At 71.6% G+C, this 14,995-nt stretch carries 15 protein-coding genes; 8 read left to right on the top strand and 7 right to left on the bottom strand.

The genetic code is table 11. The features are described from left to right. Positions 1-3: 3 nt before the first annotated feature. Complete coding sequence (locus tag ACIA5G_RS00790; protein ID WP_395920144.1) at positions 4-963, bottom strand: S41 family peptidase; 960 nt, start codon at positions 961-963, stop codon at positions 4-6. A 185-nt stretch (positions 964-1,148) separates the two neighbouring features. On the opposite strand from ACIA5G_RS00790, the gene ACIA5G_RS00785 reads away from it, so the two are divergent. Together ACIA5G_RS00785 and ACIA5G_RS00780 are read left to right on the top strand one after the other, a co-directional pair. Next, complete coding sequence (locus ACIA5G_RS00785) at positions 1,149-1,736, top strand: TMEM165/GDT1 family protein (RefSeq protein WP_395921836.1); 588 nt, start codon at positions 1,149-1,151, stop codon at positions 1,734-1,736. Positions 1,737-1,792: 56 nt separating this feature from the next. Continuing rightward, the gene (locus ACIA5G_RS00780) at positions 1,793-2,455 is read left to right on the top strand and encodes a DUF998 domain-containing protein (RefSeq protein ID WP_395920143.1); all 663 of its coding nucleotides are present in this window, start codon (positions 1,793-1,795) and stop codon (positions 2,453-2,455) included. Here ACIA5G_RS00780 and ACIA5G_RS00775 read toward each other — a convergent pair. Both ACIA5G_RS00775 and ACIA5G_RS00770 read right to left on the bottom strand, forming a co-directional pair. Next, on the bottom strand, positions 2,452-3,093 hold the full coding sequence (locus ACIA5G_RS00775) for an IclR family transcriptional regulator (RefSeq protein WP_395920142.1): 642 nt from the start codon (positions 3,091-3,093) through the stop codon (positions 2,452-2,454). The genes ACIA5G_RS00780 and ACIA5G_RS00775 overlap by 4 nt on opposite strands. Beyond that, a complete protein-coding gene (locus ACIA5G_RS00770) occupies positions 3,090-3,944 on the bottom strand; it encodes a hypothetical protein (RefSeq protein WP_395921835.1) in 855 nt (284 codons plus the stop codon). Before ACIA5G_RS00770 ends, ACIA5G_RS00775 begins: the two co-directional genes overlap by 4 nt. 85 nt (positions 3,945-4,029) lie before the next feature. Between ACIA5G_RS00770 and ACIA5G_RS00765 the strand changes: the two genes are divergently transcribed. After that, a complete protein-coding gene (locus tag ACIA5G_RS00765) occupies positions 4,030-5,202 on the top strand; it encodes a homogentisate 1,2-dioxygenase (protein WP_395920141.1) in 1,173 nt (390 codons plus the stop codon). 49 nt (positions 5,203-5,251) lie between these two features. Here the strand turns inward: ACIA5G_RS00765 and ACIA5G_RS00760 are convergent, their stop codons facing one another. Next, positions 5,252-5,620: a hypothetical protein gene (locus tag ACIA5G_RS00760; protein ID WP_395920140.1), complete on the bottom strand. Its 369-nt coding sequence runs from the start codon at positions 5,618-5,620 to the stop codon at positions 5,252-5,254. A 270-nt stretch (positions 5,621-5,890) separates the two neighbouring features. On the opposite strand from ACIA5G_RS00760, the gene ACIA5G_RS00755 reads away from it, so the two are divergent. From ACIA5G_RS00755 to ACIA5G_RS00745, 3 genes are all read left to right on the top strand, one after another. Then, positions 5,891-7,405: a hypothetical protein gene (locus ACIA5G_RS00755; RefSeq protein WP_395920139.1), complete on the top strand. Its 1,515-nt coding sequence runs from the start codon at positions 5,891-5,893 to the stop codon at positions 7,403-7,405. 146 nt (positions 7,406-7,551) lie between these two features. Beyond that, on the top strand, positions 7,552-9,360 hold the full coding sequence (locus ACIA5G_RS00750; RefSeq protein WP_395920138.1) for a substrate-binding and VWA domain-containing protein: 1,809 nt from the start codon (positions 7,552-7,554) through the stop codon (positions 9,358-9,360). Beyond that, on the top strand, positions 9,360-10,097 hold the full coding sequence (locus ACIA5G_RS00745) for a hypothetical protein (protein ID WP_395920137.1): 738 nt from the start codon (positions 9,360-9,362) through the stop codon (positions 10,095-10,097). The genes ACIA5G_RS00750 and ACIA5G_RS00745 overlap by 1 nt, the downstream gene beginning before the upstream one ends. On the opposite strand, the gene ACIA5G_RS00740 is transcribed toward ACIA5G_RS00745, so the two are convergent. Then, complete coding sequence (locus ACIA5G_RS00740; RefSeq protein WP_395920136.1) at positions 10,094-11,308, bottom strand: MFS transporter; 1,215 nt, start codon at positions 11,306-11,308, stop codon at positions 10,094-10,096. The genes ACIA5G_RS00745 and ACIA5G_RS00740 overlap by 4 nt on opposite strands. Before the next feature lie 91 nt (positions 11,309-11,399). On the opposite strand from ACIA5G_RS00740, the gene ACIA5G_RS00735 reads away from it, so the two are divergent. Beyond that, on the top strand, positions 11,400-12,308 hold the full coding sequence (locus tag ACIA5G_RS00735; protein WP_395920135.1) for a LysR family transcriptional regulator: 909 nt from the start codon (positions 11,400-11,402) through the stop codon (positions 12,306-12,308). 205 nt (positions 12,309-12,513) lie between these two features. Here ACIA5G_RS00735 and ACIA5G_RS00730 read toward each other — a convergent pair whose 3' ends face one another. Further along, on the bottom strand, positions 12,514-13,596 hold the full coding sequence (locus ACIA5G_RS00730) for a hypothetical protein (protein WP_395920134.1): 1,083 nt from the start codon (positions 13,594-13,596) through the stop codon (positions 12,514-12,516). Positions 13,597-13,743: 147 nt separating this feature from the next. Here ACIA5G_RS00730 and ACIA5G_RS00725 point away from each other — a divergent pair, with 147 nt between their 5' ends. Continuing rightward, on the top strand, positions 13,744-14,538 hold the full coding sequence (locus ACIA5G_RS00725) for a DUF2470 domain-containing protein (RefSeq protein WP_395920133.1): 795 nt from the start codon (positions 13,744-13,746) through the stop codon (positions 14,536-14,538). On the opposite strand, the gene ACIA5G_RS00720 is transcribed toward ACIA5G_RS00725, so the two are convergent. Further along, positions 14,530-14,991 carry a PPOX class F420-dependent oxidoreductase gene (locus ACIA5G_RS00720; RefSeq protein WP_395920132.1) on the bottom strand — a complete coding sequence of 154 codons (462 nt, stop codon included), beginning with the start codon at positions 14,989-14,991 and terminating at the stop codon, positions 14,530-14,532. The genes ACIA5G_RS00725 and ACIA5G_RS00720 overlap by 9 nt on opposite strands. Positions 14,992-14,995 lie beyond the last annotated feature (4 nt).

Genomic DNA, 14,995 nt, shown 5'->3' with positions numbered 1-14,995 from the left:
TGACTACAGCTGGTCGAGTGCCTCGCGCGCCTCGTCCGCCGCCGCCCGTCGCGGGCCGTCGCCGCCCAGCTCCAGCACGTGCGTGAGGGCCAGCTGGTAGGCCGTGTCGAACGCCTTTTCCGCGGGCACCGGGAGGTCCGGGCGGACGCCGGTGCCTTCCCAGTTCTCCCCCGTCTCCGGGTGGAACGACCTCGCGATCGACACGGTCACGTCGAGGTAGGTGTCCACTTTGTACTGCTCACGCGGGTGGGCGCCGCCGCGGGTGGCCTCTCCCACCGTCTTCGCGCGGCCCTGCTGCTGCAGGGAGAACGCGAGGTCTTCACCGCCGGAGAAGGTCTTCGGGCCGGTCAGCACCCAGACCGGCTTCGTGCCGCCGAACCGCAGGCCCGGGACGTAGGGCAGCGTCCACATCTGGGTGGTGCGGTGGCCCTCGCGCTCGTAGATGTCGAGGTAGTGGACCTGCTCGTCGACGAGGTAGGTCTGCAGCAACGCGCTGGTCCCCGGGGTCCCGCCGCGGTTGCGGCGCACGTCCAGCAGCAGCGCGTCGGTGGGCGCGAGCAGCGTCATCGCCGCCGCGATCGCGGGGCCGGCCAGCTCGGGCGGGTACAGCAGCGTCGTGTCGAGGTAACCGACGTTGCCCGGCAGGCGCCGCACCTGCGCGATGCCGAAGCCCTCCAGCTCGGCTTCGAACCGGAACGCGTCGGAGTTCATGGCCTCGTCGCCGTCTTCGGCCACCGGGTCGAGGTGGTGACGCAGGCGCAGGTGCTTGTCGCCGTTCACCGACTGCAGGTCGGCTGTGACGAGGGTCGCGAACTCGGCGTCGTCCAGATCGGCGTAGCTGCCTTCGCCGAGCCGCTGGTGAAGCACCTCCGCCAGCTTCGTCGCGACGTCGGGGAACACGTAGTGCGCGTCCAGCCGGCGGATGACCTCGTTGACCTGCGCAGTACGCGCCTCAGACCCCATGCCCGTCAACCTACCCCAGGACACAAACCAAAATTCGGCGTGCCGAAAAAATATGTGCGCCCGGCCTGGATGACAAATTCATGGGCACCGACCGTTCGAATTCGCGGAAGAGATCAGCTTGCGAGGTTCTGAATCTCCCCTTTATCGTTGCAGTGAAAGGGGCGAAATCACTCATGACTGCCGCAATGGTGGCGCTGATCAGCGCGTTCGGCCTGGTCCTCGCCGTGGAGCTGCCGGACAAGACGCTGGTCGCCACCCTGGTGCTGACCACCCGTTTCCGCGGCTGGCCGGTTTTTGCCGGGGTGTGCGCGGCGTTCGCCGTGCAATCCGTCATCGCCGTCGCGTTCGGCAGTGTGCTGACGCTGTTGCCGGATCTGGTCCTTTCCCTGGTCGTCGCCGCGATGTTCGGCCTCGGCTCTTTCATGCTCCTTCGCGAGGGATTCCGCGAAGCGGACGAAGCGGGCGAAGACGCTTCGCGCGTCGGCCCCTCGCCGCTGTCCTTCGTGCGCTCCGCGATGACGTCGTTCGGTGTGCTCTTCGCCGCCGAGTGGGGTGACGCCTCCCAGCTCGCGACGGCGAGCCTCGCCGCCCGGATCGGCAACCCGGTCGCCGTCGGCGTCGGCGCGTTCGCCGCGCTCGTGGTGGTCGCCGGCCTGGCCGTGTTCATCGGCGCGAAGATCCGCAGCCGGATCCGGCCGAAGCTGATCCAGCGCTGCGCCGGGTTCGCGTTTGCCGGGTTCGCGGCGTTCGCCCTGCTCCAGCTGGCCTTCTGACCGCTGTTTCACAGGTTCGCCCGGTAACCTTTCGGAAACGAAAGGGTGGAAGCCGGGTGAACAAGCCATTGCCTGCGGTCTCACCGGTGCACGGCCGGATCGCGCTCGGCGGCATCGGCCTCGCCGTGGCCATCTCGATCGACCTCCACCTGCGGTTGTCGGCCCAGGTCAGCCCGATCTGGCAGACGCTCTCGGAGTACGTCTACGGCAAGCTCGGCTCGTCGTCGGCCGCGCCGCTGTTCAGCGTGATGTGCCTGGCGCTCTCGCTGGGCTCGGTCGCGTTGCTCGCCGGGATCGCGAAGGCGCACCGGCCGGGCACCACCGCCGTCTGCGTGCTGCTCGGCGTCTGGTCGGCCGGGCTGTTCGTGTGCGGCCTCGTGCCCGTCGACCCCGACGGGCAAGCGCGTTCGCTGTCCGGACAGGTGCACAACATCGCCGCGCTCACGGCGTTCGTCGCGCTGCCCGCCGCCGCGTTCGTCCTGACGCGAAAAGGCCGTGACCGCTGCCCGTGGGAGCCGCGCCGCACCACGATCCGGCGCCTGGCCACCGCGAGCTTCGCCAGCATCGCCGTCGTGCTCGGCGGGTTCGTCCTGACGCTCGTGCTCGGTCCCGCGCAGCAGGACGTCACGCTGGGCCTGTTCGAGCGCCTGCTGTTCACCGTCGACGTCGCCCTGCTGCTGACCATGGTGCGGCCGCTGCTGGCGGTCTCGCGGCGTTAGGCGTCCGTCCGGAGGATGTCGGCCAGCCGGGCGGCGGCCGCCACGACCTGCGGCCCGACCTCGGCGGCCTTGAGCGGCTCCATCGAGACGACACCGACGCTCGCCTTCAGGCCCGGCACCCCGCGGACCGGCGCCGCGACGCCGGACGCGCCCGCCTCCAGCTCGCCCGTCGACGTCACCCAGCCGTCGCCGCCCGGGCGCAGGGACATCGCCTTGCCGGCCGCCCCCGACGTCAGCGAATGCCTGCTCCCGACGCGGTAGGCGACGTGGAAATTCGTCCAGGAGGGCTCGACGACGGCCACCGCAAGCGCTTGCGGCCCCTGTGCGACCGACAGGTGCGCGGTCGCGCCGACCTTCTCGGCCAGCTCGCGCAGCACCGGGCCGGCCGCGTCACGCAGCTGGGGCAGCACCTGGCCCGCCAGCCGGAGCAGGCCGACACCCAAGCGCACCTTGGTTCCGTCGCGCCAGACCAGCCCGCGCTCCGACAGCGGCACGAGCAGCCGGTAGACGGCCGCGCGGCTGGCCCCGATGGCCACGGCCAGCTCGGAGATGGTCGCCGCGTCCCCGCCCGCGTCGGCCACCGCCTGCAGCAGCGCCAGCCCCCGGTCGAGCGTCAGCGACCCCTCCCGGCCGGTCACAGCAAGCCGAGTTCGCCCATGTCGGCGACCGGCTCGTCGAACGAAGCCGCCGCGTACGACGCGAAGAGCGCTCGCACGGCCTTCGCGGCCGGCTCGGACAGCGCCCGGGCCTCGTCCGCCAGCACCTGGCCGTCGGTCTCCTCCAGCGCCGCCCGGACGTCACCGCCGGAGAGGCTGCGGGCGGACGCCACGAGCAGGTTCAGGAAGCCGTGGTGCATAAAACCGCTGGTCGGGTCGGCGTGCCGGACCGCGCGGTGCAGGCTGTTCGTCGCCTTGAACGACGCCCCGCTGGACCCGCTGACCACGGCGAGGAAGTCCGCAACCTCGTCGACGCTCGGGAAGTTCTCGCCGGCCTGGCCGCCGCAGCGGATCTTCGGCCAGCTGCCGTGCTCGATCACCTTGCGCACGCCGTCCAGCCAGCCGACGCCGCGGCGCGGCTCGACCACCCGGATGACGTCCTCGGGGACGAACTCCGAGACGCGCTCCAGCCAGACCTCGTCGACGTCCGACGGCGCGGGCATCTCGACCATCCGCAGCGCCAGCAGCTCGCTGCGCGACTCGACGATCGAGATCGCCTTCGGCACCCCGCCGAGACCGGTGTCGATGATCAGCGAAAGCGGCAGCGGCTGCTTCGGCTTGATCTTGATCAACTCGGTGATCAGCTCCGGCAGCCGGGAGGCCTGACAGAGGAAAACCCCCAGGACACCCGCGTGTTCGGACTCCCGGCTCGCGAAGTGCGCGCGCAGGGCTTCGGGCATGGCCGCATCGCCCGGAGGGAACAGCGCCGAGTCGTCGACGAGCCTCGCGAACAGGGGAGGAATCCCACGGGGGCCGGGGGGCGTGAGTTCCACAGCGCTTGACACGAATGACACGCTAGTAGCGTACGACATGAGGACAAAATCGTTCGCACAACGGACACGTCAGAAGGGGACGTCGATGCCTTACTACCGGCGAGTAGGCGAGATCCCGCACAAGCGGCACACCGCGTTCCGGAAGCCGGACGGCGGCCTCTACGCCGAGGAGCTGATGGGCGTCGAGGGCTTCTCCGCCGACTCCGCGCTGCTCTACCACCGCGGGCTGCCGACGGCGATCGTCGACGCCGTCGCCGTCGAGGAGGACCGCGGCTCGCTCACCCCGAACCACCCGCTCAAGCCGCGCGCGTTCAAGACGCAGGACCTGAAGTTCGGCGGTGACACCGACGCGGTGACCGACCGGCGGCGGCTGTTCGGCAACAACGACGTCACCATCGGCTTCGTCACCGCGACCGCGCCCAGCCCGCTGTACCGCAACGCGGCCGGCGACGAGCTGTTCTACGTCCACGGCGGCTCCGCGACCGTCGAGACGATCTACGGCAGCCTCGAGCTCGGCGACGGCGACTACCTGGTGATCCCGACGTCGTGCACCTACCGCGTGCTGCCGCACGGCGAGGTCAACCTCTTCACGCTGGAGGCGCGTGGCCACATCGGGCCGCCGAAGCGCTACCTGTCGGCGAAGGGCCAGTTCCTGGAGCACTCGCCGTACTGCGAGCGCGACGTCCGAGGGCCGTCGGAGCCGCTGCTGGAAGACGGCGAGGACGTCGAGGTGCTCGTGCGGCACCGCGCCGGGCTGACGCGCTACACCTACGCGACACACCCGTTCGACGTCGTCGGCTGGGACGGCTGCCTGTACCCGTGGGCGTTCAACATCGACGACTTCGAGCCCATCACCGGGCGCGTGCACCAGCCGCCGCCGGTGCACCAGACGTTCGAGGGCCCGAACTTCGTGGTCTGCTCGTTCTGCCCGCGGAAGGTCGATTACCACGAGGACTCGATCCCGGTGCCGTACAACCACGCGAACGTCGACTCCGACGAGCTGATGTTCTACGTGCGCGGCAACTACGAAGCCCGCAAGGGCTCGGGCATCGGGGTCGGCTCGCTTTCGCTGCACCCCTCCGGCTTCACGCACGGCCCGCAGCCGGGCGCGGCGGAGGCGTCGATCGGCGCGGAGTTCTTCGACGAGACCGCGGTCATGGTCGACACGTTCGCGCCGCTGGAGCTCGGTGAAGCCGCCGACGCGGCCGAGGACCCCGGTTACGCGTGGACGTGGTCGCGCCGCGGCCCGTCCAGCTGACGGAAGCGGGCCCCTCCCCGCTCTTGCGAGGAGGGGCCCGTTCGCGGGATCAGCCGTCGTACCAGCCGTAGGTCCGGATCGTGCCGTTGCCGTAGCAGTTGCCGGCGAAGACCCAGTAGCCCGGACCCTGCAACGGCCCGTGCTTCTCGGTGCCGTCCGAGCACACCGTCCAGGCGCCGCTGCGGCCGTAGTCGACCCGCACGTTGGCCCGCCAGTCGTCACTGTCGAGGTGGGTGGTCACCCAGGTCTGGACGTGGTCCGTCTGCGCTCCGCCCGGCACCTGGGTCACCACGTGGTGGGTGACCCCCTTGTCCGCCTCGTCGGCCGAAGCCGGACCGGCCCCCGCCAGCCCGACCGCGACCAGGGCGCCTGCGCCGAGCACCGCGGCGCCGGCCCGCTTCATCGTGTTGCCGTTCATCGTTTCCCTCCAGTGTGTCGGTGTTCCGACCAGTTACCGGTCTAGTGCGTTGGGGTTGTTCTGTCCGGGCCGGTGGACAGCGAACGACAAACCGCGAACAATGGAAAGCACACTTTGGGGGTGTGCGGGATGCCGCGTGGGGAACGGCCGATTGATACGGAAGACGAAGTTCTGTCACAGTTCGCCGGGGATTTGCGCCGATTACGCGAGAAGGCGGGCAGTCCTCCTTATCGGGAACTGGGGAAGCGAGCGCATTACTCGGCGGGGACATTGTCCGACGCCGCGGGCGGACGGAAACTGCCGACGCTCGCGGTCGTTTTGGCTTATGTCCGCGCCTGTGACGGACCGGTCACCGAGTGGGACGAAAGGTGGCACGAAGCCGCGGCGGAATTCGCCCGGCGCCGGCGGTCGCCCGGCTCCGCCGGGGAGCCGCCGTACCCGGGTCCGGCCGCGTTCGGACGCGGAGACGCCGGCCGGTTCTTCGGCCGCGAAGACGTTGTCGAACTGCTGCTGCGGCGGCTGGCCGAGGAGCGGTTCCTGGTCGTCTCGGGGCCGTCCGGCAGCGGGGTGACGTCGGTGTTGCAGGCGGGCCTCGGGCCGTCCGGACGGCCGGTGGTGTTCCTGCGGCCGGGACGGCGGCCGCTGGAGGAGTGCGCGGCGCGGCTCGCGGCGCTCACCGGCACGCCGGCGGTCCGGCTGCGGGCGGAGTTCGCGGCCGACCCGGGAAACCTGGGCCTGCGGATCCGGCAGGCCGTGGCGGACGCCGAACTCCTGCTGGTCGTCGACCAGTTCGAGGAGGTCTTCGCCGCCGCCGAGAACGAGCGGTCGTGGTTCTTCGCCGCGTTGCTGCGGGCGGCGCAGGGCCCGGCGCGGGTGGTCCTCGGCCTGCGCGCCGACTTCGCGGACGCCTGCGTCCGGCATCCCGTCCTGGCCGACGCGGCGCGGAACGCACTGGTGCCGCTGGGCCCGTTGACGGCCGGGCAGGTGCGTTCCGCGCTCGTGCGGCCCGCGGCGGACGCCGGTCGCGGACTGGAGAACGCGCTGGTCGCGACGCTGATGGCCGAGGTCGCGCGGCAGCCGGGGGCACTGCCGTTCGCCACGGAAGCGCTGCGCCGGACGTGGCGGGCCACCTCGGGCGTGACCCTGACACTCGCCGGGTACGACGCGACCGGTGGCCTCACCGCCGCCCTGGTCGACACGGCCGAAGCGGTCTACAGCCGGCTCACTTCGCCGGAGAAGACCGAGGCCAGGGACCTGTTCCTGCGCCTGGTCACCTTCGGCGAAGGCACCGCGGACACCCGGCGGCGCGTCCCGTCCACCGAACTGGACTCGACGCTGGTGGAGCGCTTCGTGCGGGCTCGGCTGGTCACGGCCGACCGGACCGGACTCGAGCTGGCGCACGACGCGCTGATCAACGGCTGGCCGAGGCTGCGCGGCTGGCTGGCCACTGACCGGGCCGCCCTGCGGGTCCACCGCCGGCTCACCGAGGCCACCCGGCTGTGGGAGAGCGCGGACGGCGAACCGGCCGCGCTCTACCGGGGTGCCCGGCTCGACGAAGCGCTGAAGTGGGCGCAGCGGGCCGACGCCCGGCCGAACGCCCGGGAACGCCGGTTCCTGCAAGCCGGCGTACGGCTGCGTGGCGCCGAAGAAATGACGAACCGCCGTAGTGCCGTCCGGCGGCGCCGGCTTTCCGCGGCGGCTGCCGTTTCCGCACTGCTGGCCGCCGCTTCGACGGCGGCAGCGGTTCTGCAACACCGCCGGTCGAAGATTTCGACGAACACATAGTTGTGAATGCGAAACAAAAGGGGTGACGGCTTTTTTGCCGTCAGCCCGCTCCGCCGTGCCGGTTTTCCCGGCAACGGTTCGGCAACGCACCCCCGGCCACCCGGCTCCCGCCGGATAATGGACACACGACGCGGATCGGGGGTTCGATGATCAATTCCCAACCAACACGGCGTAAGAGAAAAATTCTGCCCTTCGTGGCCGCCATCGTGGTGGCCGCGGCATTGATCATCGGAATCCGGGCCTGGACGAGCGGGTCCGGTGACGAAGCCGACGCGCCGAAGTGCACGGGCTCGGACGCGATCGCGCTGAACGTCGCGTCGTCGCCGGAGAAGGTCGGCATCGTCCAGGAGGCCGCGAAGGCCTACTCCGGGCGGTCCGTCGCCGGGCACTGCGTCGACGTCATCGTGAAGTCGAAGTCGTCGGGCATCGCCATGCGGGCGCTGGCCAACGGCTGGAACGAAGCCACCGACGGGCCGCGCCCCGACGTCTGGACGCCGGCCGCGAGCGGCTGGGTCAACCTGCTGCGCGTCAACGCGAAGGGTGACACCGGGGCGATCGTGCCCGAGGGTGACACGCAGTCGATCGCGAACTCGCCGCTGACCGTCGCGATGCCGAAGCCGATGGCCGAGGCGCTGGGCTGGCCGGCGAAGCCGATCGGCTGGAAGGACCTGACGGCGCTCGCGACCGACCCCGCGGGCTGGGCCAAGTACGGCCACCCCGAGTGGGGCAAGTTCCGGCTGGGCAAGACGAACCCGAACATCTCGACCGCCGGGCTGAACGCCACCATCGGCGCCTACTACGCGGCCACCGGCACGTCGTCCGACCTCACCGCGGCCGCGCTCGAGAAGCCCGAGGCCAGGCAGTTCGTCTCGAACATCGAGCAGGCGATCGTGCACTACGGCGACAACACGCTGACCTTCCTGACGAACCTGCAGAAGGCCGACGACCGCGGCGCGGCGCTGTCGTACATCTCGGCGGTGACCGTCGAGGAGAGCTCGCTGATCGGCTACAACCAGGGCAACCCGACCAACGACCCGGCGAAGGTCGGCCAGCACGCGCCGCCGAAGGTGCCGCTCGTCGCGATCTACCCGGCGGACGGCACGCTCAACTCCGACCACCCGTTCGTCACGCTGAACTGGGCCGACCCGACCCGCAAGCAGATCGCCGCGGACTTCCTGAACTACCTGCGCGGGCCGGACGCGCAGCCGAAGTTCGGCGCGCTGGGCTTCCGCACCTTCGACGGCAAGCCCGGCCCGCAGGTGACAACGGCCAACGGCACCCAGCCGGACGCGAAGATCACCTTCCTGCGGCCGCCGGCGCCGTCGGTGCTGTCGAAGCTGCTGACGACCTGGACGGACCTGCGCAAGAAGGCGAACGTGCTGCTGGTCGTCGACGTCTCGGGTTCGATGGGCGAGTCGGTGAGCGGCACCGGCAAGAGCAAGATCGACCTGGCCAAGCAGGCCGCGATCGACGCGCTCGGCCAGTTCGTGCCGCGCGACCAGGTCGGGCTCTGGCAGTTCTCGACCCGGCTCGACGGTGACAAGGACTACCAGGAGCTGGTGCCGGTGCAGGCGCTCGGCGCGAGCGGCAAGGACATCCTCGCGGCGCGGCTGGGCGGGCTGACGCCGCAGTCCGGCACGGGGTTGTACGACTCGTCGCTGGCTGCCTACGAATACATGAAGGCGCACGTCGACCCGACGGCGATCAACGCCGTCGTCGTGCTGACCGACGGCCGCAACGAGGACTCCGGCGGTGTCGACATCGAGCACCTGCTGCCGCAGCTGCGGCCGGAGGGCAACTCGGAGACGGTCCGGCTGTTCACGATCGCCTACGGCTCGGACGCCGACCAGGACGTGCTGAAGCAGATCGCGGAGGCGACCGAGGGATCGGAGTACGACTCGTCCAAACCGGACTCCATCAATCAGGTCTTCACCTCTGTGATATCGAATTTCTGATGAAGTTCGCTCGTGAGCTCGCCGAACCGTGGGGGCTGGTGCTCGCCGCCACCTCCGCCGGGATGGCGTGGGCCGTCCAGCTGCCGGTGGTCGCCGCCCTCGGGATCGGCGTGGCGGTGCTCGCCGCCCGCGCGGGTGTGGCCGTCGCAACCCGCGAGAAGGAGCCGGAACGGCGTGAAGCGCGGGTGCTCGACGTCGCGCCCGGGTCGGCCGAAGCGAACTGGCTGCGGCGGGCCGAGGGAGCGGCCGACGGGTTCGTCTCCCTCGGCGACTCCCTCGACGCCGGGCCGCTCGCCGACCGCGTCGCGGACATGGCGCCGGTGGTCCGGGAAACGCTGGCGACGCTGCGGCGCCTCGCCGGCCGCGCTTCGGCCACCGGAAAGGCGCTGTCCCGCGTCGACCTCGAGTCCGTCACGCGGGAACGGCGCACGCTCGAGAAGTCGCTGAAGTCGGCGCCGGAGGAGGTCCGCGGTGACCTCGAGCAGGCGCTGGCGGCGATTCAAGCCCAGGCCGACGTGCACGCGCGGCTGTCCGGTGCGCGGGACAAGCTGCTGGCGCAGCTGCAGTCCGGCGCGCTCGGGCTCGACAGCTTGGTCGCGCGGGTCGCGGAGCTGACGGCGGCGACCACCGACGTCGCGGTGGACACCGGCGCGGTGCGGGAGCTGAGCGACCAGCTGGAGGGCATCCGGCAGGGTGTCCTCGAGACGGAACAGGCGACGCGGAAGTCGCTGGGTTAGGCGGGTATCGGCGTCCGGTCGCGGCGGGGCAGCAGCAACGGCGTCGCCAGCGCCAGCACCCCCGCGATCCCGATCGCGACGCGCGTGCCGGTCAGGCTCGCGAGCAGGCCCCAGGCCGCGGTCAGCGCGGCGACCGCCGCCTTGGTGCTGACCGACCACGCCGACAGCGTCCGCGCGACGCGGTCCGCCGGGAGCTGCTCGAGCCGGTAGGTGGCCACCACCGGGTTGAACACACTGCAGGAGAAGATCAGGCCGAACTCGACGGCCATCACGAAGAGCAGGCCGCCGGCGCCGCTGGGCAGGAAGGCCAGCCCGAGCAGCCAGCACGCCCGCAGCGCGCCCGCCGTCACCAGCACGTGGTGCCGCCCGAACCGCGCGACGAGCCGTGGAGTCAGCCGCGCGCCGGCGAGCCCGCCGAGGCACGGCACCGCGAACGCGAGCCCGTACTGCCACGGCGTGAACCCGAGCTGGTTCAGCATCAGCACGGCGAGCAGCGGCTCGGTCCCCATGATCAGACCGTTGAACACCATGGCGTTGAACAGCAGCGGCCGCAGCCCCGGGTGGGTGAGCAGGGTGCGCCAGCCGTCGGCGAGGTCCCGCGCGCGCAGCCGGGAGGATTCCCGCGGGCGCGGCTCTTCACCGCCGATCGCGCGGATGCCCAGCGCGGAAAGCAGGAAGCTGACGGCGTTGGCGACCACTGCCGTCACCGGGCCGAACAAGGCGAACGCGGCCCCGCCGAGCGGCGGGCCGAGCGCGAGGGCCGTCCAGTTCGTCGACTCGAAGCGGCCGTTCGCGACAAGCAGGTCTTCCGGCGGCACGAGCCCCTTCAGGAAGGCGCCGCTCGCCGACGTGAAGGTGATGTCCGCCGCGGCGACGACCACCGCGACGACGAGGAGCTGCCCGAAGCTCAGCCAGCCGAGCGCGTAGGCGGCGGGCACGCTGACCATGGCGGCGAACCGGATCACGTCCATGGCCATCATCACCGGCCGCTTGCGCCGGTGGTCGACCCACGGCCCCAGCGGCACGGCCACCAGCGCCCCGACCGCCGGCCCGACCGCGGCCAGCGCCGAGACCGCCGCCGGCCCGGCGTGCAGCACGAGGATCGCCAGCATCGGGAACGCGCCGAAACCGAGCCAAGTGCCGAACGCACTCACGGCGTACGCCGACCAGAGCCACCTGAACCGCGGTCCCAGCGACCGCCCGCGCATCACCGGGAGAGCAAAGCGAAGAACGCCGGCGGGATCAAACAACCGACGCGGCGGCGAGCCACAACGGCGCGTTGTGAATCTAGAGTCGGACGCCGTGGACCTCGATGCCGTGCGCACGTTCGTCACCGCCGCGGACGCGGGCCGGTTCCAGGACGCCGCCACCGACCTGTCGATCACCCAGCAGGCCGTCTCGAAGCGCATCGCCGCGCTGGAGAAGACGCTGGGCGTGCGGCTGTTCACGCGCACCGCGCGCGGCGCCCGGCTGACCGGGGACGGCGAGGCGTTCTTGCCGCACGCCCGCGAGCTGCTGCTGGCCGAGGCGCGGGCGGTGGCGTCGGTGCGGTCCGGACGGCGGGCGCTGCGCGTCGACGTGATCGGCAGGCGGCTGGTCCCGGCGGCCCTGTTGCGCGGGTTCCACGAGGAGCACCCGGACGTCGCGCTGGAGGTCGTGACGCTGTTCGACGCCGAAGCGGCGATCGCGGCGGTGCGGGACGGCTCGATCGACGCGTCGTTCCGCGCGGTCGCCGCGTTGTCCGGCGAAGTCCAGTCGATGGCGGTGCTCGACGAGCCGCTCCAGCTGTTGTGCGGACCGGCGCACGCACTGGCGGCGGCGGGCGCGGTGACGCCGGCGCAGCTGGCCGGGCACCGGATCTGGATGCCCGGCATCGTGCCCGGGACGGAGTGGGCCGCGTACTACGCCGAGTTCGCCGCGGCGTTCGGGCTTTCGATCGACGCGGTCGGCCCGAACTTCGGCACCGAGGTCGTGCTGGACACGATCGCGGAATCGGCCGGGGTGGCAACGCTGGTCGGCGCGGGAATCCGGCTGCTGTGGCCGGCCGGGCACGACCTGCGGCGGGTGCCGATCGCGAACCCGACGCCGGTGTACCCGCATTCGCTGGTCTGGCGCCGCGACAACCCGCATCCCGCGCTGGCCGCCCTTCGCGACCATCTGCGACCCGGCGCGCGGGCGGCCGGCGTGTGGCGGCCGGGCTGGGCGAACTAGGTGGCCGATGGCTTCGTGAGCCGGGTGGATCTTGGCGGTGCTGGCGAGTCGAGTCGCCCTCGGGCCGGGCTGCCTGACTTGCGCCGAAGTGCACGCGGAGTCGCCCTCGCACCGGAGGGCCCTTGCCGTCAGGGGCTGCCTGCGTGACTTGCGCCTGCGATGCGCGCGAAGTCGCCCTCGTACCCGTGACTTGCGCCAGCCGTGTCTAGCCCAGCCAGACCGTGCCCAGCACGGGGTAACCCGGCACGCCGGTCTTCGCCGGGTGGCCCGGGCGTGGCACGCCTGCGATCCACAGGCGTCCGGTGGCGGCGATGTTCGCGGCCATCGACGGGTCGGCCTGGTGCATGCGGAAACCGACGATGCTGCCGTCGGCCAGCATCGCCAGGCCGCTCAGCCGGGCCGAACCCTGCCGTCCCATTCGGACCGGGCCGTCCGGCACCGCGCGCAGCTCGGTCCAGTGGTCGGCCGCGAGTGGCCGGCGGTAGCCGAGCGAACGCGTCACCGCGGCCGCCGCGGCGAGCAGTGCGACCACGGCGAAGCCGGTGAACACCACCACGACGAACCCGGTCAGGCGGTCACCCGCCGGGAAGTCGAGGCGCACCCAGGCCGACAGCCCGGCCACGACCAGCAGGAAGCCGGCGCCCGTCCACAGCTCCCGGGCCATCGACCGCCGGTGCGCGGTGAGCACCGGGTCGAGGGACGGCGACGCGGACCAAGCCGTCGGCTGCAGGGTGACGGCGCCCGCGGGTGGCGCGTCGTGGATCCGGGCGCGGCGGACCCGCACCACACCGGGGAAGCCGACGAACACCTTCGGGCCCGAGCCCAGCAGCCACACCCGCCGGTCACCGGCGAGCAGCAGCCGGAACGCCTCGCCCAGCCGGATCCGCAGCCAGCGGCCGTCGGGCAGCCGCACGCCGACGATCCGGCCGGCGGCGACCAGGCCGTCCGCGGCGACGTCGACCCGCCGGAACCGCTCGCGCTTCAGCCGCTTCTCGGGCACCCAGACCCGCCCGCGGTGGAGCCGGGACAACTCGAAGAAGCCGAACAGCGCGATGAGGAACACCGGGATCGCGACGCCCGTCCCGGTGAAGAACTGGGAGACGCCGAGGAGCACGAACGGCCAGCCCGCCAGCCGCTGGTTGGTGATGCTCCGGCCGATCCGGTCCAGGTATTCGCCGAAGATCGGCAACGCTCCGGAGGGCATGGCGGGGTCGAACTCGAACGCGCGCACGCGCTCGGGAACCGGGACGATCTGCACGCTGGCCCCCACCGTGTCGGCACTGGTCACCGGCCTTTTCGGCAAACCGGTCACCGGCGTTACCCGATGCTCCGTTCAGCGTAGCGTTTTCCAGGGCGGGACGTGACGGTCACCGCAACCGGGTGACTATCCAGGCCGCCGGATTCAGGTTAGGCTCACCTAAGTAGGAGGTGAGCCGTGACCGAGGCACCGACATCCATCCGCCGTCCGCCGGCGCCGAACCCCGCCGAGCGCGCCAAGACGATCGCGACCCGCAACGGTCCGGCGTCCTTGATGCCCACCTGCGAACGCGCCGGTCTGGACGGCGAGCGGGTGGTCCCGGTCCTGCACCACGTGCACCACAGCGGCAGTGTCAGCGTGCTGCTGCCCGACGACCACCCGATGGTCGGCGCGGCCAAGCAGACCCAGCGCGGTGAGCTGGCCGTGATGGTCGAGCTCGCCGACCAGGCGCCGGTCGAGCTGCGGGAGCCGATCCGCGGGCTGCTGTGGATCACCGGCTGGCTGCGGCCGCTTTCGCCGGTTTCGGCCCGGGCGCGGGCGGTGGCGATCGCCGAGTCCCGGCCGGACGAACGGCTCCTCGACGTCGGCCACGGCCTCACACTGCTGCGGCTCACCCCGGCGTCACTCGTGCTGGCCGACGCCGAAGGCACGCACTCGCTGCGCCCGCACATGTTCAGCGCCGCGCCGCCGGACCCGTTCCACGACTACGAGGCCCAGTGGCTGCGGCACCTGGAGAGCGACCACTCCGACGTTGTCGAGCAGCTGGCCAAGCACCTGCCGGCGGAGCTGCGCGGCGGCCGGATCCGCCCGCTCGGGCTCGACCGGTTCGGGCTGCGGCTGCGTGTCGAGTCCGACGCCGGCGACCACGACGTCCGGCTGGCGTTCTCGAAGTCCGTCGAGAGCCCGCCGCAGCTCGCGGTGGAGCTGCGGCGGCTGGTCGGCTGCCCGTTCCTGCGGGGGACGTCAGGCTAGTTCGGCGGGGAAGCCGCCCTTCGCGATCGGGCCCCAGCTCTCGATGGTCACGCGGATGATGCTCTTGCCCTGCTTGACCATGGCTTCGCGGTATTCGTCCCAGTCCGGGTGTTCGCCCGAAATGGCGCGGAAGTACTCCACGAGCGGCTCGACGGAGTCCGGGATGTCCAGCACCTCGGCGGTGCCGTTCAGCTGCACCCACTGGTCGTTCCACTCGTCGGAGAGGATGCAGGCCGAGACCTTCGGGTTGCGCTTGACGTTCACGACCTTGGCGCGCTTCGGATAGGTCGAGATGACCAGCCGGCCCTCGGCGTCGACGCCGCAGGTCACCGGCGAGAGCTGCGGGCTCCCGTCGGCCTTCGTGGCCATCAGGATCGCGCGGTGGCGGGTGGACAGGAACTCGACGAGCGCGGCGCGGTCGACGGTTTCATTGGTGGCGATGCTCCTCGGCATACCC

The sequence above is a fragment of the Amycolatopsis sp. NPDC051758 genome, from assembly GCF_044453095.1.
In the GTDB taxonomy this organism is placed as follows: Bacteria; Actinomycetota; Actinomycetes; order Mycobacteriales; family Pseudonocardiaceae; genus Amycolatopsis.
The sequence above is the reverse complement of the archived record's forward strand: the minus strand, read 5'-3'. Positions and strand labels throughout refer to the sequence as shown.

What these genes read in the sequence shown, in the direction of transcription:
- ACIA5G_RS00790 (WP_395920144.1), bottom strand. Translation starts at nt 963, where the DNA reads ATGGGGTCTGAGGCGCGTACTGCGCAGGTCAACGAGGTCATCCGCCGG.
- ACIA5G_RS00785 (WP_395921836.1), top strand. Translation starts at nt 1,149, where the DNA reads ATGGTGGCGCTGATCAGCGCGTTCGGCCTGGTCCTCGCCGTGGAGCTG.
- ACIA5G_RS00765 (WP_395920141.1), top strand. Translation starts at nt 4,030, where the DNA reads ATGCCTTACTACCGGCGAGTAGGCGAGATCCCGCACAAGCGGCACACC.
- ACIA5G_RS00760 (WP_395920140.1), bottom strand. Translation starts at nt 5,620, where the DNA reads ATGAACGGCAACACGATGAAGCGGGCCGGCGCCGCGGTGCTCGGCGCA.
- ACIA5G_RS00750 (WP_395920138.1), top strand. Translation starts at nt 7,552, where the DNA reads ATGATCAATTCCCAACCAACACGGCGTAAGAGAAAAATTCTGCCCTTC.
- ACIA5G_RS00745 (WP_395920137.1), top strand. Translation starts at nt 9,360, where the DNA reads ATGAAGTTCGCTCGTGAGCTCGCCGAACCGTGGGGGCTGGTGCTCGCC.
- ACIA5G_RS00720 (WP_395920132.1), bottom strand. Translation starts at nt 14,991, where the DNA reads ATGCCGAGGAGCATCGCCACCAATGAAACCGTCGACCGCGCCGCGCTC.